At 36.1% G+C, this 20,364-nt stretch carries 24 protein-coding genes; 3 read left to right on the plus strand and 21 right to left on the minus strand.

The annotated features are described in order from the left end of the window. Nucleotides 1–13 precede the first annotated feature (13 nt). The 10 genes from ACA100_RS01450 to ACA100_RS01495 form a co-directional block, all read right to left on the minus strand. Nucleotides 14–1,102 carry a glycosyltransferase family 4 protein gene (locus ACA100_RS01450; RefSeq protein ID WP_481078247.1) on the minus strand — a complete coding sequence of 363 codons (1,089 nt, stop codon included), beginning with the start codon at nucleotides 1,100–1,102 and terminating at the stop codon, nucleotides 14–16. Further along, nucleotides 1,099–2,007: a glycosyltransferase family 2 protein gene (locus ACA100_RS01455; RefSeq protein WP_481078248.1), complete on the minus strand. Its 909-nt coding sequence runs from the start codon at nucleotides 2,005–2,007 to the stop codon at nucleotides 1,099–1,101. Before ACA100_RS01455 ends, ACA100_RS01450 begins: the two co-directional genes overlap by 4 nt. 3 nt (nucleotides 2,008–2,010) lie before the next feature. After that, the gene (locus ACA100_RS01460; protein ID WP_481078249.1) at nucleotides 2,011–3,258 is read right to left on the minus strand and encodes an O-antigen translocase; all 1,248 of its coding nucleotides are present in this window, start codon (nucleotides 3,256–3,258) and stop codon (nucleotides 2,011–2,013) included. Nucleotide 3,259: 1 nt separating this feature from the next. Next, nucleotides 3,260–4,375 carry a DegT/DnrJ/EryC1/StrS family aminotransferase gene (locus tag ACA100_RS01465; protein ID WP_481079088.1) on the minus strand — a complete coding sequence of 372 codons (1,116 nt, stop codon included), beginning with the start codon at nucleotides 4,373–4,375 and terminating at the stop codon, nucleotides 3,260–3,262. Next, the gene (locus tag ACA100_RS01470; RefSeq protein ID WP_481078250.1) at nucleotides 4,372–5,427 is read right to left on the minus strand and encodes an acyltransferase family protein; all 1,056 of its coding nucleotides are present in this window, start codon (nucleotides 5,425–5,427) and stop codon (nucleotides 4,372–4,374) included. Before ACA100_RS01470 ends, ACA100_RS01465 begins: the two co-directional genes overlap by 4 nt. A 74-nt stretch (nucleotides 5,428–5,501) precedes the next feature. Then, nucleotides 5,502–6,044 carry a GNAT family N-acetyltransferase gene (locus tag ACA100_RS01475; protein ID WP_481078251.1) on the minus strand — a complete coding sequence of 181 codons (543 nt, stop codon included), beginning with the start codon at nucleotides 6,042–6,044 and terminating at the stop codon, nucleotides 5,502–5,504. Next, on the minus strand, nucleotides 6,041–6,442 hold the full coding sequence (locus ACA100_RS01480) for a sugar 3,4-ketoisomerase (RefSeq protein ID WP_481078252.1): 402 nt from the start codon (nucleotides 6,440–6,442) through the stop codon (nucleotides 6,041–6,043). The genes ACA100_RS01475 and ACA100_RS01480 overlap by 4 nt, the downstream gene beginning before the upstream one ends. Continuing rightward, entirely contained in the window at nucleotides 6,429–7,313 is an 885-nt protein-coding gene (rfbA, locus tag ACA100_RS01485) for a glucose-1-phosphate thymidylyltransferase RfbA (protein WP_481078253.1), read from the minus strand. Before rfbA ends, ACA100_RS01480 begins: the two co-directional genes overlap by 14 nt. Further along, nucleotides 7,313–8,371: a dTDP-glucose 4,6-dehydratase gene (gene rfbB, locus ACA100_RS01490; protein WP_481078254.1), complete on the minus strand. Its 1,059-nt coding sequence runs from the start codon at nucleotides 8,369–8,371 to the stop codon at nucleotides 7,313–7,315. The genes rfbA and rfbB overlap by 1 nt, the downstream gene beginning before the upstream one ends. Next, complete coding sequence (locus tag ACA100_RS01495; RefSeq protein ID WP_481078255.1) at nucleotides 8,371–9,537, minus strand: exopolysaccharide biosynthesis polyprenyl glycosylphosphotransferase; 1,167 nt, start codon at nucleotides 9,535–9,537, stop codon at nucleotides 8,371–8,373. Before ACA100_RS01495 ends, rfbB begins: the two co-directional genes overlap by 1 nt. Nucleotides 9,538–9,735: 198 nt before the next feature. Here ACA100_RS01495 and ung point away from each other — a divergent pair, with 198 nt between their 5' ends. Then, nucleotides 9,736–10,413 carry a uracil-DNA glycosylase gene (ung, locus tag ACA100_RS01500; RefSeq protein ID WP_481078256.1) on the plus strand — a complete coding sequence of 226 codons (678 nt, stop codon included), beginning with the start codon at nucleotides 9,736–9,738 and terminating at the stop codon, nucleotides 10,411–10,413. Between the two features lie 53 nt (nucleotides 10,414–10,466). Here ung and ACA100_RS01505 read toward each other — a convergent pair whose 3' ends face one another. The 11 genes from ACA100_RS01505 to ACA100_RS01555 form a co-directional block, all read right to left on the minus strand. Continuing rightward, on the minus strand, nucleotides 10,467–10,904 hold the full coding sequence (locus ACA100_RS01505) for a GNAT family N-acetyltransferase (protein WP_481078257.1): 438 nt from the start codon (nucleotides 10,902–10,904) through the stop codon (nucleotides 10,467–10,469). 43 nt (nucleotides 10,905–10,947) lie between these two features. Beyond that, the gene (locus ACA100_RS01510) at nucleotides 10,948–11,814 is read right to left on the minus strand and encodes an NUDIX hydrolase (protein WP_481078258.1); all 867 of its coding nucleotides are present in this window, start codon (nucleotides 11,812–11,814) and stop codon (nucleotides 10,948–10,950) included. Between the two features lie 10 nt (nucleotides 11,815–11,824). Next, on the minus strand, nucleotides 11,825–12,412 hold the full coding sequence (locus ACA100_RS01515) for an ABC-type transport auxiliary lipoprotein family protein (protein ID WP_481078259.1): 588 nt from the start codon (nucleotides 12,410–12,412) through the stop codon (nucleotides 11,825–11,827). Between the two features lie 7 nt (nucleotides 12,413–12,419). Then, nucleotides 12,420–13,340: an MlaD family protein gene (locus ACA100_RS01520; protein ID WP_481078260.1), complete on the minus strand. Its 921-nt coding sequence runs from the start codon at nucleotides 13,338–13,340 to the stop codon at nucleotides 12,420–12,422. After that, nucleotides 13,330–14,121 (minus strand): ABC transporter ATP-binding protein, encoded by a 792-nt coding sequence (locus tag ACA100_RS01525; RefSeq protein ID WP_481078261.1) that lies wholly within the window; start codon nucleotides 14,119–14,121, stop codon nucleotides 13,330–13,332. The genes ACA100_RS01520 and ACA100_RS01525 overlap by 11 nt, the downstream gene beginning before the upstream one ends. Continuing rightward, nucleotides 14,121–15,236, minus strand: a complete 1,116-nt coding sequence (locus ACA100_RS01530) for an ABC transporter permease (protein WP_481078262.1) — start codon at nucleotides 15,234–15,236, stop codon at nucleotides 14,121–14,123. The genes ACA100_RS01525 and ACA100_RS01530 overlap by 1 nt, the downstream gene beginning before the upstream one ends. Continuing rightward, complete coding sequence (locus ACA100_RS01535; RefSeq protein WP_481078263.1) at nucleotides 15,233–15,853, minus strand: PH domain-containing protein; 621 nt, start codon at nucleotides 15,851–15,853, stop codon at nucleotides 15,233–15,235. Before ACA100_RS01535 ends, ACA100_RS01530 begins: the two co-directional genes overlap by 4 nt. Nucleotides 15,854–15,869: 16 nt before the next feature. After that, nucleotides 15,870–16,493: a thermonuclease family protein gene (locus tag ACA100_RS01540; RefSeq protein WP_481078264.1), complete on the minus strand. Its 624-nt coding sequence runs from the start codon at nucleotides 16,491–16,493 to the stop codon at nucleotides 15,870–15,872. Further along, nucleotides 16,477–16,974 carry a phosphatidylglycerophosphatase A family protein gene (locus ACA100_RS01545; protein ID WP_481079089.1) on the minus strand — a complete coding sequence of 166 codons (498 nt, stop codon included), beginning with the start codon at nucleotides 16,972–16,974 and terminating at the stop codon, nucleotides 16,477–16,479. Before ACA100_RS01545 ends, ACA100_RS01540 begins: the two co-directional genes overlap by 17 nt. After that, nucleotides 16,974–17,513 (minus strand): oligoribonuclease, encoded by a 540-nt coding sequence (gene orn, locus ACA100_RS01550; protein WP_481078265.1) that lies wholly within the window; start codon nucleotides 17,511–17,513, stop codon nucleotides 16,974–16,976. Before orn ends, ACA100_RS01545 begins: the two co-directional genes overlap by 1 nt. 75 nt (nucleotides 17,514–17,588) lie before the next feature. Beyond that, a complete protein-coding gene (locus ACA100_RS01555; RefSeq protein WP_481078266.1) occupies nucleotides 17,589–18,194 on the minus strand; it encodes an LOG family protein in 606 nt (201 codons plus the stop codon). A gap of 109 nt (nucleotides 18,195–18,303) precedes the next feature. On the opposite strand from ACA100_RS01555, the gene ubiD reads away from it, so the two are divergent. Together ubiD and ACA100_RS01565 are read left to right on the plus strand one after the other, a co-directional pair. After that, a complete protein-coding gene (gene ubiD / locus ACA100_RS01560) occupies nucleotides 18,304–19,776 on the plus strand; it encodes a 4-hydroxy-3-polyprenylbenzoate decarboxylase (RefSeq protein ID WP_481078267.1) in 1,473 nt (490 codons plus the stop codon). After that, on the plus strand, nucleotides 19,766–20,347 hold the full coding sequence (locus ACA100_RS01565) for a D-sedoheptulose-7-phosphate isomerase (protein ID WP_481078268.1): 582 nt from the start codon (nucleotides 19,766–19,768) through the stop codon (nucleotides 20,345–20,347). The genes ubiD and ACA100_RS01565 overlap by 11 nt, the downstream gene beginning before the upstream one ends. Nucleotides 20,348–20,364: the final 17 nt, after the last annotated feature.

Here is a 20,364-nt window from a genome sequence, read left to right on the forward strand (position 1 = left end):
AGAGTACCAAATATTAATCATTCAAAACTTCTTTCTTCCATCGCTCTAATATAATTTCAGGAGAGTATCTCAATGAAGTTTCTTTAGCATTATGTGACATTTTTTGTTTCTCTATTTCTGTTAAAGCGATATATTGCTTAATTTTATCCTCCAAGTCTTTACTATTTTGATCTTCTACCAAATAACCATTCACACCATCCTCAATCACTTCATTAGGACCAGATTCACAATCAAAGCTAATACATGGTAATCCGTGTGCCATCGCTTCAATCATCACCAGACAAAAACCTTCATAACGAGAACTTAAAATAAATCCAGAAGCATCTAAATAACGCTCTTGCACATTATTAGTGTGCCCAAAAAAAGTCATATTGCCATCAATTTTTAGCTCTATTGCTAAAGCTTTGAGCTTTGCAGCATCCTCACCATCGCCCACAATTTCTAGCTGCCAATCAGGATAGCTTTTCACAACTTCTCTCCACACTGGTAATAGGGTATCAAAGCCTTTTGAATAGACTAATCTACCTACTGCTATTAATTTTTTCTTACTCATCGAAGATAATTTTTCTATCTCAATAGTTACAGCATTTGAAATATGCACTGAAGGTGCCTCAATTTTTAAATACTCTTGATGAGCATCTTCTGTTAACGCAATCACTCTGTGTGCTTTTCTAAATGTATAATGTCGTACAAACCTCCATATCCCACTAGAAAACATAAATTTACTATGTTCAAATAGAACCATTTTTATAGAGGTATTTGTTAATACTTTAAGTAACATTGCAGAACCACTCATTGCATGAGAATTAGCAACAAAATAATCAATACCAGAATTCTGTTTAAGATACATTTTTAACTTTATAATCGTTTGAAAATAACGTTGAATCTTATTTTTAAAGCTATTTGCATGAGTTTTTATATCAAGAGTATCGATTGGGCAATCAATATCGAAATACGTACACTCTTTCCCATACATGGTTAAAATTCTTACATCATATTCATCTTTTAAACCATTAGTCAAAAAAGCAACAACTCTTTCCACGCCACCCATCGTCTCCATGGTTTCTGTAAACAAAACTATTTTCTTTCTGTCATTCATCATAATAATTTAGACCTCAACCATTCAATAAATTTTTTAGGAAAAAATAATTTACATAATCCTAAAAAAAAAGTCCTGCTAAAATATTCTAATTTTGAGGTATATAGTATTTTCAAAGCTTTTCTTTTATTTAGACCTGAGTAACAATTAAACATTAATGTTTTATATATGCTATTAGCCTTACCAATTAATTTATGAGTTGAATATTGATTAATAATTTGTAATACCTCATCGTTTAAAAGCTCATAATTACTAGATAAATTATTATCGTGTATTCTATATATAACTAAGTCATCACTTATATTAATTAGCTTATAATTTAAACTTGTCATTTTTAGCCACAAATTATAATCTTCTATCTTAAAACTAGGATCAAATCCCCCCACCGATTCTAAACTACTAGCTCTAAACAATGCGGTTGGTGCAAATGGAATAATTTTCCTCAAAAAAACATCTTCAAAAGTAATTTGTGTGGATTCTATCTTTCTAGGCTTAAATTGCTTTGAACGGCTATCTATTTTAGCAACAACATTGCCAAAAACCACATCTGCATTATTTTCTTCAATAGCTAGCGCTGTCAGTGTAATCCTAGTACTCAATGAAATATCATCTGATGCAGAAATTGCTATAAAGCTACCTAGAGATAATGAAACAGCCTCATTCAACGTCGCACAAACGCCCTTATTTGGTCTATGCCTAAATTCAAAACGAACAAAACGTTTTTCACATACTTCACGCATTTCTTCAATTTTTTGTACAGAATTATCTTTAGAGCCATCATCTATAATAATCAACTCTATATTTTGATAATCCTGATCAATAATACTTTGAATACATTCTTGAACAAAATTTTCATGGTTATAACAAGGAATAACAACGGAAACTAAAGGTTTTTTTTCTACACCCATTTACTATTCTCTCAAACGTTTAAACACAAATACGGCCATAAATATCCAATAAACCACATAATTCACAATATGTGCAATAGATACACCTTCAAATCCAAATAATTTTGTTCCAGCTATCGTCAAAACTACAGAACTAATCGCAAATAAAATCTCAGTGATCACAAACAACTTAGTCATGGCTTTACTTAACATTAAAAATGCTAATATCCAACTGCCAATTTTCAAGGAATCACCAATCATCTGCCATAAAAATAATTGCTCCATTGGTAAAAATGAGTCTGTAAACAAAATCCTAATAATTAAATCCCTGCATAGATAAACAAATAAACCAGAGATCAATGCAAGTGGAAAAATAAATTGATATCCCCGATAGACTTCTTTCTTTATATCAATAATATTGGTTAATTCTGATAAACGAGGCAAATAATACACACTTAATGTAGTCGTCACTAACATTAAATAAGTAGCACTTAAACGGATCATTGCCTCCCAATATCCAGCATATTCCAAACTAAACTCTTTTGTTAAATAATAACGAATAGCGATCTGAGAGAGCGGCACACATACAGCACTTACCAACGCCATCACAACGAAAGCGCCTAATCTTTTAGTAATACTCGGATCTATTTTTCCGAATAAATAGGACAACTTAAACCACGTAGCTCGGTAACATAAAATTAATGTTACAAAAAATGCAAGAGATTGATAAATAGATAATGCAACAAGTGCACCATATAACTGATACTGAATAGCTAACATTGATGTGATTACTAATGAGAATACACTTCCTAAAATATTAGCAATCACAAGTTTTACAATTTCTTTTTTGCCATTTAAAATGGCCAAAAATAATGCATTAAAATTAAAAAAGATTAGAAAGATAGCGAACCATATAAAAACTGATCGATATTTTTCAGTATTAAATATGTAATTTGATAATTGAACATTAAATAACATAATCAAGAGTGCAAATATAAAACTACAAATTAAAACTAAACTCCCTGCCGTTCTCCATATTCCTCGCTGCTTTTCAGCATCTTCATAATATTCAGCGGTATATTTAATGATGCCTGTATTAATTGCACCACCAGAAAACGATGTTACCATTTGAATAAAATTCTGAAATTGCCCCATGGCTGCATAACCTGATGGGCCAACATAGACAGCTAAAATTTTATTTAATAAAAAGCCTGTGATGACTCTAACTAAAACAGCAATACCATTTAATATACTTGTTTTAAATAATCCCATATTACACTCTGAAATTATTACAAAGTTCTATAACTCTTTGCGTATCACACTCGCTCAAAGTCGGCCCCATTGGCAAACTCAGCACTTCACTATGAACTTTTTCAGAAATAGGATAGCTTAAATGATTCCATTCTTGATAAGCTTCCTGTTTATGTGGTGGGATCGGGTAATGAATTAAAGTCTGAACGCCATTATCTAGCAAGTATTTTTGCAACTCCTCACGATATTCTGTACGAATCACAAATAAGTGCCAGACATGTTGTTGATATTTTTCAGCATTGATGTCATGTAAAGGCAAATGAATCAAAGGATTTTTAATGCCTTGCAAATACATATGGGCAATTTTACGTCGATGCGCTACTTCCTTATCCATATAAGGTAATTTAACATTCAACATCGCTGCCTGAATTTCATCCAAACGACTATTCACACCAGGCACAAGGTTTTTATATTTCTCATGTGAACCATAATTGCGTAATGCTTTTAGCATCTCCGCTAATTTAGGATCATTAGTTGTCACTGCGCCCGCATCACCTAAAGCACCTAAATTTTTACCAGGATAGAAGCTAAAACCAGATGCATCACCCCAATTACCAGCTTTCTTACCATCAATAGATGCACCATGCGATTGAGCAGAGTCTTCTAATACTAATAAATCATTAGCATCAGCAATTGCCATAATTTCAGGCATATTTGCCAATTGACCATATAAATGCACAGGTAAAATTACTTTAGTTTTTGTAGTGATTGCCTGTTTAATTTTTTCAGGATCAATATTAAAACTATTAATATCAGGCTCAACTAAAATTGGTGTTAAATCATTAGCAGTAATTGCCAAAATACTTGCAATATAGGTATTAGATGGAACAATTACTTCATCACCATCTTTAAGCTTACCTAACTCTTTCCAAGCTCTGAGTGTTAAGATTAACGCATCCAAACCATTGGCAACACCAATGGCATATTTTGTGCCACAATATTCTGCAAAGTTTTTTTCAAAACTCTCTAATTCAGAGCCACCAATATACCAACCTGAATCAATTACTTTTGTACATGCAGCAATTAATTCTTCTCTATACTGAGCATTAATATTTTTTAAATCTAAAAATGGAATCATGATAGCCAACTTTTAATCCTTTTATTCATAGGTTTTTCTATACAATGATATGCTATAGCACTAACTATAATCGTTAGAAAAAATATAATTCCTGAAAAATATAACAAATCTATATTCCATTCATACTTTATTCTAAGATAATTTAGAACTCTTATAATCAGAAGATGAAATAAGTAAAAACAAAAACTAATTTCTCCCAGCCATACAAAAAATCTCATTGAAAGAATATGAGTAATGATTCCTTTATTACGCCAACTACCAATAAGAGAGAAAACTAAGATTATCAGTACCATTGGTGCCCAATAATAAGCTGCATATCTATAACTAATTGGAATTTCATTATGAAAATAAAAGAATAATACAAAGATAAATATTGTAAAAAGCTCTAAAACAGAAAGAGATATCTTTGATAAATATTGATATTTTGTGTTCTTGATCATTACAAATATTTGATAAAGAATCATTCCTAAGAGAAAATCTGCAAATCGAATAATAGGTGAGATATAGAGCCAATAATGTTTATTATCCTCTAATAAAGCTATATTTAGATAAATAATGACTATAACCAGCATACTAAAAATTAATACCTTATGCTGCATTTTCAATAAAATAATGGCTGGAAATAGTAGATAGAAAAACATTTCATCAGAGATGCTCCAAGCGGGAGCATTTAACGAAAAAAAGATACTAGAATTATTTGAAAAACTTTGTATTAACAATAAATTGGGTAAAATATATTTAGCACCGGAGCTACTAAGCAAACCCAATAAAATTGCAATGATCAAAGTTACGCAATGAATTGGGTATATTCTTGCTAAGCGTGCGACATAAAAGGCTCGCTTGCTAACTTCCTGTTTCTCTAATCTATTTCCATAACTATATGATAAAATAAAGCCACTCAGAATAAAGAAAAAACTAACCCCTAAAAAACCTTCATAAAAAACACTATCAAAAATCTCACTATATTGTTTACTATCATTTAAAAAACTTAGATGACTCAGGAAAACACACAATGCAAAAAACATGCGCATAGAAGTTAATGAATTAATCACTTATGCACTCCAGAATCAACGCATTTCGATACCGAGCATTAATGTTTTTCAAATCTAAAAAAGGAATCATTTGTTTATACCTTAAGTAATCTCTTATAACGCTGAATATTTTGAGTATGCTTATCTTTCAGAAAATAATAATAAACATTAATATCATCTTCTGAAGTTTTTTCAGCTCCCATTTTCAAATGAAATGAATGCACTTGATCATTACCTTTCATCACATCATAATGACTCTGATCAAAGCCTAATTGATTAAATCCAAACTCATAAACCAATAATGCACTTTCTAACGCAGAATATTTAGTTTTATGACAATCGTCTAATACCCAGCTTCCCCAGCAAAATGATTTTGGGTTTTCTTTAAAATCATAAAGCCTTACTGTACCAATTGGCAAATCATCACAATTACGACAAATAATAAAATAATATTCTTGATGATTAGTTTCTCTTTGTTTATAAGCACGAATCCATTCAATTTGAGCATTCACATCACTAGTGGATTTGCTAATAAATGTATTGAGTTTTTCATTGTTTCTTAATTGACAAATAAATTCAGCATCCGACTCTTCGACTAAACGAAGATATATAGAATGACTTTGTAGAATCATTTTCATAACTTTGAACTCACTTGCAAAAATTCTTCATAATCACGAATATAATCTGCTTCATCGTAATGATTACTAGCCAATACTAATAGTACACAATCATGAGAAAAATCATGCATTTCATGCCATAAATTACCAATAGATACAGCTTTCTCAGGTGAATCAAGCCACACTTCTTCTTTAGTATAGCCATCATCTAAAATCATACGACACTTACCTGCCACACACACAGCCACTTGCTGTAATTCTTTGTGGGCATGAAATCCTCGTGGTGTATTTTGATCAGCACCAAAGATGTAATAAACACGCTTAATTTCAAAAGAAATATTTTTCATTGCTTCTAAAGCAACCAAAGAGCCTCGTTCATCTCCAAGTATAGGAAATTCAATCACATTAACTAATGACATCTTCACCCACCAACGAAATCAAATATTGCCCATAAGCATTTTTATTCATGCTTTGCCCGATTGTTAATAATTGCTCTTTAGTGAGCCAACCATTGTTATAGGCAATCTCTTCTAAACATGCGATTTTATAACCTTGGCGCTTTTCTATGGTCTCCACAAACATGCCCGCTTCTAATAAACTTTCATGAGTACCTGTATCTAACCAAGCAAAGCCACGCCCCATTAATTCCACGTTTAAATCGCCACGTTCTAAATATATTTGATTAACTGTAGTAATCTCTAACTCACCACGTTCTGATGGCTTCACTTGCTTGGCAATCTCTACAACATCATTGTCATAGAAATATAATCCCGTCACAGCAAAGTTTGATTTAGGTTGTTTAGGCTTTTCTTCGATAGAAATGGCTTGTTTATGCTCATTAAACTCCACAACACCAAAGCGCTCAGGATCTTTCACTTGATAACCAAATACGGTCGCACCTTTCTTACGATTTACAGCTTGCTTCAACATTGGTGTAAAACCTTGACCGTAAAAAATGTTATCACCCAACACTAAACAAACATTACTATCGCCAATGAATTCTTCCCCAATGATGAATGCCTGAGCTAATCCATCTGGACTTGGCTGCACTGCATATTTAATCTCAATACCTAATTGAGTGCCATCACCCAATAAACGTTTAAACCCATCAATATCTTCTGGCGTGCTGATGACTAAAACTTCACGAATCCCTGCCAACATCAAAACAGATAAAGGATAATAAATCATTGGCTTATCGTAAATTGGCAATAGCTGCTTAGAAACACCTTTAGTGATCGGATATAAACGAGTGCCTGAACCACCCGCTAAAATAATACCTTTAGTTGTCATTATGATCCTTCCCCTAATCTTTCACGCTGATAGCTGCCATCTTGTACATTGCGACACCATTCTAAATTATTTAAATACCATTCCACAGTTTTACGAATACCTGTTTCAAAAGTTTCTTCTGGCATCCAATTTAACTCTTTCTTAATCTTAGTTGCATCAATTGCATAACGTAAATCGTGCCCAGGCCGATCTTTCACATAAGTGATTAAAGATTCATATTTTTGGCCATTGGCTTGTGGTTGTAATTCGTCTAAAATCGCACAAATTGTCTTCACAACATCAATATTGGCCTTTTCATTGTGCCCACCAATATTATACGTTTCGCCAATCTTACCTTCAGTGATCACCTTATAAAGAGCTCTTGCATGATCTTCTACATATAGCCAGTCACGAATCTGCTGACCATTACCATAAACAGGCAATTCTTTGCCATCCAAGGCATTCAAAATCATTAATGGAATCAACTTTTCAGGGAAATGATAAGGGCCATAATTATTGGAACAATTGGTCACAATCGTTGGCAAACCATAAGTACGCTGCCAAGCGCGCACTAAATGATCAGAGCTCGCTTTACTTGCTGAATAAGGCGAGCTTGGTGCATAAGATGTTGTCTCTGTAAACAAATCATCTGTATCTGCTAAATCCCCATAAACTTCATCTGTTGAAATATGATGAAATTTGAAAATAGCTTTTTGATCATCGGTTAAATTTTGCCAATATGATCGTGCTACTTCTAACAAGTTATATGTGCCGACAATATTCGTTTGAATGAAGGCAGATGGCCCATCAATAGAGCGATCAACATGAGATTCAGCGGCTAAATGCATCACTAAATCTGGTTGAAATTCATTGAATAGCTTTGTCATAGCAACAGCATCACAAATATCTGCTTGAGCAAACTGATAACGAGGATTGTTTTCAATGGAACACAATGATTCTAAGTTGCCTGCATATGTTAATTTATCAACATTCAATATAGTATCATTCGTATTGTTAATAATATGGCGAACAACAGCAGAGCCAATAAAGCCTGCACCGCCTGTGACTAATATTTTCATTACCTCGCCCCAAATCCTGTCAGCATCGTTCTAATCGTTTTCAATACAATCAACACATCCAACCAAAATGAAAAATGCTTAATGTAATATAAATCGTATTCCAATTTTACTCTTGTTTCATCAGCGTTAGCAGCATAACCTTGTGTCACTTGTGCCCAGCCAGAAATCCCAGGGCGAACCACATGACGATACGAATAAAAAGGAATCTCTTTTTTGAATTGCTCCACAAATACGCGTTGCTCTGGTCTTGGACCGATCAAACTCATATCGCCTTTCAATATATTGATGAATTGCGGAATCTCATCTATGCGTGTTTTACGAATGAATTTACCAATTTTAGTCACACGAGCATCGCCTTGTGTTGCAAACTGTGCACCTTTTTTTTCTGAATCTTGGCACATACTGCGGAGTTTATAGACTTTGAAATCTCGATCACCCAAACCAACACGTTCTTGAATAAAAAACATTGGCCCTTTGCTTTCTAATTTAACAAGCAAGCCAAAAATCAACATTAATGGCAACCATAACGGCAACAATATAACAACCAATAAAATCTCACAAATGCGCTTCACAATGCCATAAAAAGAAGTTGTATAAAGTGCACCAAAGATATTTTCAGATAAATGAGTGACTTTAACTCTACCTGTTAACTGCTCCACCATTAATCGGCTATGATACACAGGGATATTCACCAATGCACAATTGGCTAAGAAGGTTTGCCATTCATCAGGCATATCGCTTCGCAAATCTGCCACAACAGCATCATAACGAATACGATTTAATGCTGGCTCTTCTAAAATACGATAATCCGCAGCTTGGACATCTAAAACCTCTTGATAATCCCCAAAAGGCACAATTGCTAGTTTTAGTTGATGGTATTTTCGACTTAATTGATTACCAAAAATTAAGAAAACATTGGCAATAATGAATGCGATTAATAATGCGGGGCGGGAATAATCCATTCTCAATAATAAAATCACACCAATGGCAATGGCCCAACAGATCGTCACAGATGGCAATAAATAAACTAATGTGCGTGCACCAGGAAATTGTTGTAATTTTTTATACAATAAAAAAGCAATACAATATGCTGCGCCATTTGCAACCGTTGTGTGTACTTGAACATCTGCAAGATTAGAAAAGTCCGTCAATAAAGTTGGCCACATGATTATACTTGGCAATATAGCCACGCATAATAGCCCCAATATTAACTGAAACCATGCACTGAATATTAGCATTTCGTACCAACGCGAATGCCGCCTTTTTTCATCTACCAAAATATCCCCACTATATGTCTGGTATTAATATCATTCGGTACATTATAATCTAGAATAGACTTTTTGACTGAAATGAATATTAACCACATGACTGCACCCAACTCTTGGCAACAATTCCTACAAACAGAATCCCAAAAGCCTTATTTTAAACAAATCTACCATGAGATTTCTCAGGTTGATACAACAACTACAAGTATCTATCCGACTGAAGAAGAGCGTTTCACTGCCTATCAACTCACATCCCCTGCTGATATCAAAGTCGTGATTTTAGGGCAAGATCCTTATCATGGCCCTAATCAAGCCAATGGATTAGCATTTTCAGTCCATAAAAACATCCCCATTCCACCATCATTACGCAATATGTACAAAGAGCTCGCGGATGATATTGAAGGATTTCAAATCCCTAATCATGGTTCATTGACAGAATGGGCTGAGCAAGGCGTATTTCTATTGAACACTTCATTATCTGTTGAAGCATCTAAGGCTGGCTCACATTCTAATATTGGCTGGCAGCATCTGACGGATGCAACGATTCGTGAAATCAATGAACAATGTGAGAATGTTGTCTTTATTTTATGGGGCAGCCATGCACAGAAGAAAATTCCTTTGATTGATCAATCAAAGCACTGCATCATTACATCGGTTCATCCTTCACCATTATCTGCTTATCGTGGCTTTTTTGGTTCAAAACCATTTTCTCAAGCTAATCAATACTTAGTCTCACATGGTAAAACACCAATTAACTGGCAGATTACAGATCAATAATTTCGAGCTTAAAAATAAATATCACTCTCTAGCAAGAGTGATATTGAATAAACTTACACGATCAATGTTTTAATCATGTTGATGTGAGGTTCACCATCTTCTAGATATTCATCACCCACAACTGAGAAACCTAATTTCTCATAAAATGGTACAGCATAAACTTGTGCAGATAAATTGAGGCTTTCATAAGATAATTTCTCAGCTTGATCTAAAATGGCTTCCATAATTTTGAAACCTAAACCCAAACCTCGGAACTCTTTCAAAATCGCCACTCGGCCAATTTTGCCAATATTATCTTGTGGAATTAATCGTGCGGTACCGATTGCCGCACCATCTCTATAAAGAATACATTGCCATGCAATTTTGTCATAATCATCAATATCAATATCCGCAGGAAAGCCTTGTTCCTGTGTAAAAACTACATCACGTACATAATATGCATCTTGGATCGATGGATCTGTATCACCATGAATTATTTTACATTCAACCATATTCATCCCTCATTGTTATATTTCAATCAGGATTCAATATACATTAATTTGCGACATGAAAATAAGACATTAAACGTGCTTTTTCTTCATCATTCACAACAAGCCAACCTTGGCGCAACAAGAAATTCAGCATCACTAATGCGGTGTTAGGTTTAAATTGATCTTTTTGTTGTAACAATGAAATAACTTCAGAAACTGGCAAGCGCATAAATTGCTCTACTTCACCATCCTGATTGTGTGGCTCAAATGATTCTGGTAGCTCCACATCGAAACAATGCAGAACATCATTGCGAATACCAAATTCATCTTCTGTCATGTATTGCAAACTGCCCGCATATCTCGCTGGTTCAACTAATGCTTGAGCGATACCTGCTTCTTCACCCGCTTCTTTATATAAATTCTCTTTTAAAGAAAGTTCGGCTGGCAAGCCACCTGCAACTAATTGATCATATTTCAAAGGTGCAATCACTCGATCAGCAGAACGCTGCGCGATCCAAATATGTGGCACATCATTGATCATTGTATAACCATTCAAATGCACGCCATGCGCTTGCAAAGCCAATAATGGCACAACGCCGCGCTCTAATTGAAAGATCTCGATTTGACGTTCCACATCTAAATAAATAGAAAAAAGTTCATGGCGCCAATTATGCACCAAATCTGCACCGCGCAATTTTTGTGACAGTTCCGCCAAAGCATCTGAACGATCTTCAATGGAATCTTCCACAAATTCTTGCGCAAACATCCCAGCCAAATTGCCAAATGTAAATTGAAAAATTTTAGGAAACTGGTCAAATATAGCAATATGTGCTTTATTCACATATCCAATCTGCTGCCCTTGAAATGTCAAAGGCGTATAATTGGAAAAATTAGGCTCAGGCAAAGCTTCCAATAGATGTTGATATTTCATAAGCATATTCTTAACGTCGAATAATATCTTGAACGATATTTGGCAATAAACGATCCAAGGCCTTATTGTAAGCCTCAACACCACCTTGCGCATTCAAGGACATCACAGGCTCTGTGGTTGCATAAATCTTTGAAAAGACTAATTTCTGATTCGATGTATTCACCAAACGAACCATTAAACTTAACTCGATATTACTCTGCCCATTGTTAAACTGCTGCTGCATTGTTTGAATCGTTGCATCTACTTTATAAGGACTTTTGATCGCAGTTGGCGACATTAACACATCCTGATAAGCATTCGATGCAATCAAAGCATTAGCTAAGGCAACCTTCACTAATTGAACAGGTGGTTCAACCCAAGCACTTTTCGTGTAAGCCTCCACAACATTGGCTTCACGAGAATAAGTCATATCGGTATTTTTGCCTGCACCAAAAGATTTCACATCACTGACAATGATAGAATATGGCTTTTGCTTAACACTCGCAGGGATCGAGGATCCAATTTCTGGGCTCAATGTATATTGCGTTTTATATGGCGCAGAACTACAACCCACAACCAATAATAACGAAGCTAAAACTGCTGATAATTTCACCATCATATTCTCCTTATTCTCCTGGACCTGCTTTCGGCTTCGATTTACCCATAATTAATGCATTAGGTTCATTGTTCAGCTGATTAATTAACTGAGAAGCTTGATATAAAATTGTATTCAACTCAGTAAATGTGGAATTTAAATTAGGTACTTGTGTGCCCACAGATTTACCTAAATTTTGGAAAACAACGGCTGTTTTATCCCACGAAGCCAAAGTCGCATCAGCTTTATTCAACGTACTTTGCAAATCTTCCGATGTTTTCTTCACATTGTCTGTAATCACGCTGAAAGAATCAAATGCCTCTAATGCACGACCTAATTTAGGCTCAACTCTATCCACCATTGCAGAAAGATCTTCCGAACTATCCGCTAAGTTACTCGTCAAACGATCCATATTGCCCAAAATATTATTAATATGTTCTGCATTTTCCTTAGTGATCACTAAATCCAATTTTGCTGATAACTCTGAAACTGATTTCGTCACATCATTAAATGCTGTATCCAATCGTTTAGCTAACGAGGCACCATTTTTAATACTTGGCACAGGATCATCACTAGTTGGTACAACATCAGGCGATGATGCTGTGCCACCTGTCAAACTTACGCCCACTAATCCTGTAATGCCTCGGCTAGTTAACACTGCTTCTGTATCTTTTTTGATTGGCGTGCCTTTAATAATATCGAGAGAAATGATCACAAAGCGCGGATCTTTCTCATTCAATTGAATTTTACGCACAATACCAACATCCACACCTTTATAGTTGACAGATGAATTAACAGATAAGCCTGAAACGGATTCTGCTGTGACAACTTTATATGGCAAGTAGGTCACTTTTTCTGTACCTACAGTTAGCCAAACCACCAGTGTTAATAATGCGATGGCAAATCCCACCACAAAAACACCGACAGCAGCAAAACTAAATTTATTTTCCATAAGTTTCCTCTGTCGCTCGTCCTCTTGGACCTTGAAAATAGTGTTGAATTAAAGGATGCGGATCTTTCACCAATTCTGCAATTGGCTTATAGGCAAGAATTTTCTTCTCACCCAAAAATGCAACCTTATCCGTAATCGCCCATAATGAATCTAGATCATGCGTGACCATCATAATGGTTAGCGACAATGACTCTTTTAATTGATTCATTAAGTCATCAAATTCACCTGCACCCACAGGATCTAAACCTGCTGTTGGCTCATCCAAAAACAGTAGCTGTGGATCTAGCGCTAATGCTCTCGCTAAAGCTGCACGTTTAATCATACCGCCCGATAACTCTTTAGGTAATAAATTCGCGGCATGTGGTGGCAAACCTGACAAAATAATCTTAAGCTCTGCCAACTCTTTCATTTCTGCAGTCGATAATGATAAATGTTCCTTCATTGGCACCATTACATTTTCTAAGACTGTCAATGAGCTGAAAAGCGCCCCGCTTTGAAACAACATCCCAAAGCGCTTTCTTAAATCCATTTGTTGCTGCCCGTTGATTCCCCAAACTGGCTCGCCCATCATATAGATTTGCCCTGCATGTGGTTTTAGCAACATGATGATTGCGCGTAACAAGGTCGTTTTACCTGAACCTGAACCGCCCACCAAAGCAACCAATTCACCTTTTTTCACCGTCATATTTAAATCTTCATGCACAGAATGAGTGCCGAAGCGATTATATAAATGCTCGATCTCAATTGCGATGTTGGATTTATCTGAAATAATATCTGTCATTAGATCGGAACGTTCCTTGTAATAATTGAGAAAATAGCATCACAAATGATGACCAAGAAAATTGCCTGTACAACTGATACTGTGGTTTGTTTACCAACGCTATCTGCACCGCCTTTCACTCTGAAACCTTGATAACAACCTGTCAAAGCGATGATCAATGCAAAAATTGGCGTTTTAGATAAACCCACAATTAATGTATTCACTGTCATGACTTCTGGAATTCTGTCTAAAAAGACGGTAAACGATACATCCAAATAACTATTGGCTAAAACCATCCCGCCAAAAATACTGCAAATATCAGCAAAAACTGTCAATAATGGCAATGCAATAACCAAAGCTAAAGCTTTGGGCACAACCAATTGATCCAAAGGATTAATTCCAATTGTTTTTAACGCATCCACTTCTTCATTCACAACCATTGTGCCAATCTGTGCAGCAATCGCTGAACCTGTACGACCAGCCACAATAATCGCTGTCATTAACGGCGCTAATTCACGCAGCATAGAAATAGAGATCAACTCCACGACAAAAATATTTGCGCCATATTGTTTCAGTAGTGCACCGCCTTGATAAGCAATGACAATCCCAATTAAAAAATTCAACAATCCAATGATGAATAAAGCCTGAACACCGCCCGTTTGCACATTTGCCCACAAAGCTTTCCAGCGAATTTTCATGGGGTTAGCTAAATTTTTTCCCATCACAACCGAAACGCGCCCGACAAAGTCAAAGAAATTATAAAATTGTCCCTTAACGTCATAAGCCATTTTGCCCACAGCGGTAAAAAATGAATCTTTCTGCTCTGCTTCAGGCTCTTCATATTGAACTTTATCTGTACGCGCGGCAATAAAGTCAACCAAAGTTGAAATTTCATCATGAAAATGAGTGAGCTGAACAGTACCTTTAGCAGCTTCAATTTGATTCATGAATTTACTCATCCAATAAGCACCACTTGTATCCATTGTCGTAATGCTATCGCCACTGATTTCTATTGTTTGATTCAAATCCAACTCTGCAATTTTAACTGTGGCAATCTCTTTTTCGATTGCAGTCGTATTGGCAATTGTCCAATCACCTTGCAGAAGAATCTGATTTTTATTCTGAGTCAACATCATAGGCTATTTGTCTCAACAACTTCAGTTGTTAATATATGAGGTGATTTAATTGCTGGCAATTTGACTGTTAATCCGCCCGTTGCTTGAATAATTAAAGTGCCAACTTGAAAAAAACGACTGAACAATCCCTTTTTAATATGAAAGGCATCGATGTGCATCTTTGGAAACTCTACAACTTGTGGCTTAAACAACCCCGTTTCCACTAAAACTCTAAAATTTGTGACTGTAATTTTTGTGGTTAAGAATGTCAATATTGCACGAATAGTACGATATAGAGCATACACAATCACTAACTGACTCAACCATTTCATAGGATGTAGTCGCGTTTGGCTCAAAAATGCATAGATAGAATCAGGTAAATGTTCACGCAATAATTGAGATCCTTGCTGCAAATAAAATTGTATTTGATATTTTAACGTACCTGTTGTTGCGGTTGGCTCATCAAAGACAATCAACGAATACAGAGAAAACGAACCATTGGAAACTGCTTTCAACCAAAGATAAAAACCGAATAACAGTAATAAACTTGGGATAACGAAAATCCACCAATGGGTATATTGCTCTAATATGATGGCCTCATTCCGAGCCAAATCTTCTTCTTTTCTACTGAATAACATACTTTTTCCAATATTATTATGGATTAAATCGTCGCCAGCGCTCTGGATTTTGTTGTGCGCCAGAAGTTTTCCAAATACCTAAACGCGCTATTTTAGCTTTTTTCTCTGCATTTATATAGTCTTGATCTTTATTATAACGATGATAAACAACTGCAGCACCACGACTCACCATCTCTAAACCCAAATCTAAATCATCCACATACAACTTACCAATCATACGCTGATAGCGATCTTGCGCCACAATTTCAATCGTAATACTCGTGTGATGATCGATCAAGTCGATCAGGGTTTGGGTTGCAAAATCGCCCCAATATTTCTGTCCAGATTCAGGTGCATCCATGCCCCACAAACGTACCGAGCGTAATGATTTTTCAGTACTTTCTAATGATATTGGGCACAATGCAATGATCGTATCACCATCAAGAATTCGATCAACATCACATTTCAATTTAATAGGATAATGCGCATAAGGCGTTTTATCATAACGGCTTTTTGGGGCTTCATATAACAAAGCGATCCAAAAGAGCCCAACACATAAACCAATGATGATTAAACTATTCTTCCAGCCTGACGATTGCCGAGAGCGTTTAAACCACCAGCGTATATATTGGATCAATCTCTCTTTAGAAGAGATAACCATATCCCCATAAAATAACGTGCATACAGATCAACGCCATAATTCCTGCAAACACATCATCAATCATAATGCCAAAACCACCTTTGACTTTTTGATCCACAACTTTAATTGGCCACGGTTTAATCACATCGAAAATTCTAAACAAGATGAATCCTAATAAGATATTCACCCATGTTAATGGCACTAAAAACATTGTGATAAAAAAGCCAACAAACTCATCAATCACAATGCCACCATGATCATGCACACCCAATTCTTGGCTTGCTTTCTCGCTGACATACCAACCAAAGAAAAAGATTGCAATCACAGCAATTGCATAAGGAATCGGTGATAAAAAGCTCAAGAGCATCCAAACAGGAATCGATGCAACTGTACCAAATGTTCCTGGCGCAACTGGAGCACAACCTGAACCAAAACCAGATGCAAAAAATTGCATCGGTGTTTTTACAGTGATTTTTACATTGTGATCATGTTTATCTTTCATCATTTAATATAGCGCTCACGATAAAATTTCAATTCGCCAATGGATTCACGGATATCATCCAATGCTTGGTGTGTATTTTGTTTTGCGTATGTTTCACCTTCAGGATACCAACGCTTAATCATCTCTTTAAACGAGCTCACATCCACATTTCGATAATGTAAATAATTATCCACTAATGGCATATATTTTTTCAAAAAGCGACGATCTGTACCGATACTATTGCCACACAATGGCGAACTTTTCTCTATAATCCACTGTGATAAAAACTCATAAGTCATTTGTTCAGCTGTTGCTAAATCAACCGTGCTTGCTTTCACTCGATCAATTAAGCCAGATTGCCCATGCGTATTTTGATTCCAATCATCCATTAAATCTAAAATTTCTTGAGGCTGATGAACGGCTAGCACAGGACCTTCAGCCACAATATTTAAATCGCTATCCGTCACGATGGAGGCAATCTCAATGATGTGATCACGCGTTTCATCCAATCCTGTCATCTCTAAATCGACCCAAAACAAATAACGATCACTTGCCTGCATTGCTCTATCACCTTAAAAAATAAAGGGACATTCTATCACGATGTCCCTTTATTTGTATTTCACTGATTTTATTGATTACACACTGTGCTTCTTCAAGATTTCCATCACTTCTTCTGTGGAATTCACGATGTAAACCCAATCAAAAGTATCTGCACTGATCAATTTTTTATCCATCAATGACGTTTTAAACCATGCGAATAATTGCGCCCAAAAATCATTGTCATACAACATCACAGGTGATCGCTTTAATTTACCTGTTTGGATCAATGTTAAGACTTCAAATAATTCATCCAACGTCCCAAAACCACCTGGCATACAGATGAATGCAGATGAATAGTTAAAAAATGTGAGTTTTCTAGGAATGAACTGTGAGAATTTTAAAGATTTAGTCTGATAAGGATTAGGATGCTGTTCACGTGGTAACACAATATTCAAACCCACAGATTCAGCCTTACCTTGAACAGCACCTTGATTAGCCGCCGCCATAATGCCTGGTCCGCCGCCAGAGATGATCGCAAAACCTGCTTCTGCGATTTTCTGTGCGACTTCAACGGTTGCGTGATAATAATGATCATCCTCTGGGATTCTTGCTGAACCAAAGATGGTCACTGCTGTTCCTAAATTTTTTAATGCCTCTTCAGCTTGTTTTAATTCATGATCGATTTGATTAGCATCCCACATAGCATCCTCTTTAGCATTTAATATCATTACTTTTAGTTAAGCAGGGAATTATAACAGAACCATTTTTATTAATGTTATAATCAGATTTTTTTGGATTGGACTGATCGGCATGCAATTTCAAGATTTACGAGAATTCATCGATTATTTAGAAAAAAATGGTAAATTACAGCGAATTTCCCACGAGATTGACACCAATCTTGAAATGACTGAATTTTCAGATCACGTTTTAAGACAACAAGGCCCTGCCCTGTTATTTGAAAATCCAAAAGACCACTCTATTCCTGTGCTCACCAATCTTTTTGGCACACCTGAACGCGTTGCATTAGCCATTGGTGAAACTGATCCTGCAAAACTGCGCGAAATTGGTGAATTATTAGCATTCTTAAAAGAGCCCAATCCACCTGAAAGCTTGCGCAGCATGATCAAACAATTTCCAATCTTCAAAAAAGTATTGGCAATGAAATCAAAAATGACATCATCGCCCGCTTGCCGTGAGGTTGTGATTGAGAAGGATGACGTTGATTTAAGTCAATTACCCATTCAAAAATGTTGGCCTTTAGATGCAGCACCTTTAATCACCTGGGGATTAACCATCACAAAAGGTCCGCATAAGAAGCGTCAAAATATCGGCATTTATCGCCAACAAGTGATTGGTAAAAATCGCATCATCATGCGATGGCTCGCTCATCGTGGTGGCGCATTAGATTTTCGTGAGTTTCAATTAAAAAATCCAGGCAAGCCGTTTCCAATTGCTGTTGCATTGGGCGCTGATCCTGCCACGATCATTGCAGCCGTAACGCCGATTCCAGATACTTTATCTGAATATGCATTTGCAGGATTACTGCGCGGTAAAAAAACTCACGTTGCAAAATCATTGATCTCTGATGAATTAACTGTGCCAGCTTATGCTGAAATTGTATTGGAAGGCCATATTTACCCTGATGATATGGCACCTGAAGGTCCTTATGGTGATCACACAGGTTACTATAATGAAGTGGATACATTCCCTGTGATGACAGTTGAGCGTATTACGCACCGTCAAAACCCTATTTATCATTCGACTTATACAGGCCGCCCGCCTGATGAACCTGCAATGCTCGGCGTTGCTTTGAATGAAGTTTTTGTGCCAATTATTAAAAAACAATTCCCAGAAATCGTTGATTTCTATTTACCTCCAGAAGGTTGTTCTTATCGCATGGCTGTTGTTTCCATGAAGAAACAATATCCTGGTCATGCAAAACGCTTAATGCTGGGGGTTTGGTCTTTCCTTCGTCAATTCATGTACACAAAATTTGTGATCATTGTGGATGAAGATGTCAATTGCCGCGATTGGAACGATGTGATTTGGGCAATTACCACACGAATGGATCCATCACGCGATACAGTAATGATCGATAACACACCGATTGATTATTTAGACTTTGCATCCCCTGTTTCAGGATTAGGTTCCAAAATGGGTATGGATGCCACGAACAAATGGCCTGGCGAAACTGATAGAGAATGGGGCATTCCTATCGAAATGGATCAAGAAGTTGTCGACAAAATGAGTAAAATTCTAAAAGAGTACGGCTATGAAAGATAATATTATCCAGCAAATTCAAGCATCAATCGATACTAAACAAGCAATTTTGAAAGATGAAATTTTACTCAGCAATATCATGACGGTTGCAGAAAAATTGATTGAGCTTTATCGAAATAATGGCAAAATTTTAATTGCTGGCAACGGTGGTTCTGCCGCTGATGCACAGCACATGGCCGCAGAATTAGTTGGAAGATTCGAGTTAGAACGCAAAGGTTTACCTGCAATTGCCTTAACAACAGATAGTTCAATCTTAACTGCTGTGGGCAATGATTATGGCTATCACTATACTTTTGCACGCCAAGTGGAAGCTTTAGGCAATGCCCATGATGCACTCATTGCAATATCTACATCAGGTAATTCTGAAAGCATTGTGAATGCCGTCAACGCTGCTAAAGAACAGGGCTTATATTGTATTGGTTTAACAGGATCAAAAGCATGCAAAATGGATGATTTATGCGACATTATGCTGAAAATCCCATCTACACACACACCAAGAATCCAAGAATCACATCTGTTGATTGAACATATGCTATGTCAAATCATCGAATCCACTCTATTTGCTCAAAATTAATCACCATAGGCCATTCA

The sequence above is a fragment of the Wohlfahrtiimonas sp. XWW7 genome (assembly GCF_056716055.1).

Bases quoted from the DNA above. Each gene is read 5' to 3' on its own strand.
- ACA100_RS01450 (WP_481078247.1), bottom strand. From the start codon at position 1,102: ATGATGAATGACAGAAAGAAAATAGTTTTGTTTACAGAAACCATGGAG.
- ACA100_RS01455 (WP_481078248.1), bottom strand. From the start codon at position 2,007: ATGGGTGTAGAAAAAAAACCTTTAGTTTCCGTTGTTATTCCTTGTTAT.
- ACA100_RS01460 (WP_481078249.1), bottom strand. From the start codon at position 3,258: ATGGGATTATTTAAAACAAGTATATTAAATGGTATTGCTGTTTTAGTT.
- ACA100_RS01465 (WP_481079088.1), bottom strand. From the start codon at position 4,375: ATGATTCCATTTTTAGATTTAAAAAATATTAATGCTCAGTATAGAGAA.
- ACA100_RS01475 (WP_481078251.1), bottom strand. From the start codon at position 6,044: ATGAAAATGATTCTACAAAGTCATTCTATATATCTTCGTTTAGTCGAA.
- ACA100_RS01480 (WP_481078252.1), bottom strand. From the start codon at position 6,442: ATGTCATTAGTTAATGTGATTGAATTTCCTATACTTGGAGATGAACGA.
- rfbA (WP_481078253.1), bottom strand. From the start codon at position 7,313: ATGACAACTAAAGGTATTATTTTAGCGGGTGGTTCAGGCACTCGTTTA.
- rfbB (WP_481078254.1), bottom strand. From the start codon at position 8,371: ATGAAAATATTAGTCACAGGCGGTGCAGGCTTTATTGGCTCTGCTGTT.
- ACA100_RS01495 (WP_481078255.1), bottom strand. From the start codon at position 9,537: ATGTGGCCAACTTTATTGACGGACTTTTCTAATCTTGCAGATGTTCAA.
- ung (WP_481078256.1), top strand. From the start codon at position 9,736: ATGACTGCACCCAACTCTTGGCAACAATTCCTACAAACAGAATCCCAA.
- ACA100_RS01505 (WP_481078257.1), bottom strand. From the start codon at position 10,904: ATGGTTGAATGTAAAATAATTCATGGTGATACAGATCCATCGATCCAA.
- ACA100_RS01510 (WP_481078258.1), bottom strand. From the start codon at position 11,814: ATGAAATATCAACATCTATTGGAAGCTTTGCCTGAGCCTAATTTTTCC.
- ACA100_RS01515 (WP_481078259.1), bottom strand. From the start codon at position 12,412: ATGATGGTGAAATTATCAGCAGTTTTAGCTTCGTTATTATTGGTTGTG.
- ACA100_RS01520 (WP_481078260.1), bottom strand. From the start codon at position 13,340: ATGGAAAATAAATTTAGTTTTGCTGCTGTCGGTGTTTTTGTGGTGGGA.
- ACA100_RS01525 (WP_481078261.1), bottom strand. From the start codon at position 14,121: ATGACAGATATTATTTCAGATAAATCCAACATCGCAATTGAGATCGAG.
- ACA100_RS01530 (WP_481078262.1), bottom strand. From the start codon at position 15,236: ATGATGTTGACTCAGAATAAAAATCAGATTCTTCTGCAAGGTGATTGG.
- ACA100_RS01535 (WP_481078263.1), bottom strand. From the start codon at position 15,853: ATGTTATTCAGTAGAAAAGAAGAAGATTTGGCTCGGAATGAGGCCATC.
- ACA100_RS01540 (WP_481078264.1), bottom strand. From the start codon at position 16,493: ATGGTTATCTCTTCTAAAGAGAGATTGATCCAATATATACGCTGGTGG.
- ACA100_RS01545 (WP_481079089.1), bottom strand. From the start codon at position 16,974: ATGAAAGATAAACATGATCACAATGTAAAAATCACTGTAAAAACACCG.
- orn (WP_481078265.1), bottom strand. From the start codon at position 17,513: ATGCAGGCAAGTGATCGTTATTTGTTTTGGGTCGATTTAGAGATGACA.
- ACA100_RS01555 (WP_481078266.1), bottom strand. From the start codon at position 18,194: ATGTGGGATGCTAATCAAATCGATCATGAATTAAAACAAGCTGAAGAG.
- ubiD (WP_481078267.1), top strand. From the start codon at position 18,304: ATGCAATTTCAAGATTTACGAGAATTCATCGATTATTTAGAAAAAAAT.
- ACA100_RS01565 (WP_481078268.1), top strand. From the start codon at position 19,766: ATGAAAGATAATATTATCCAGCAAATTCAAGCATCAATCGATACTAAA.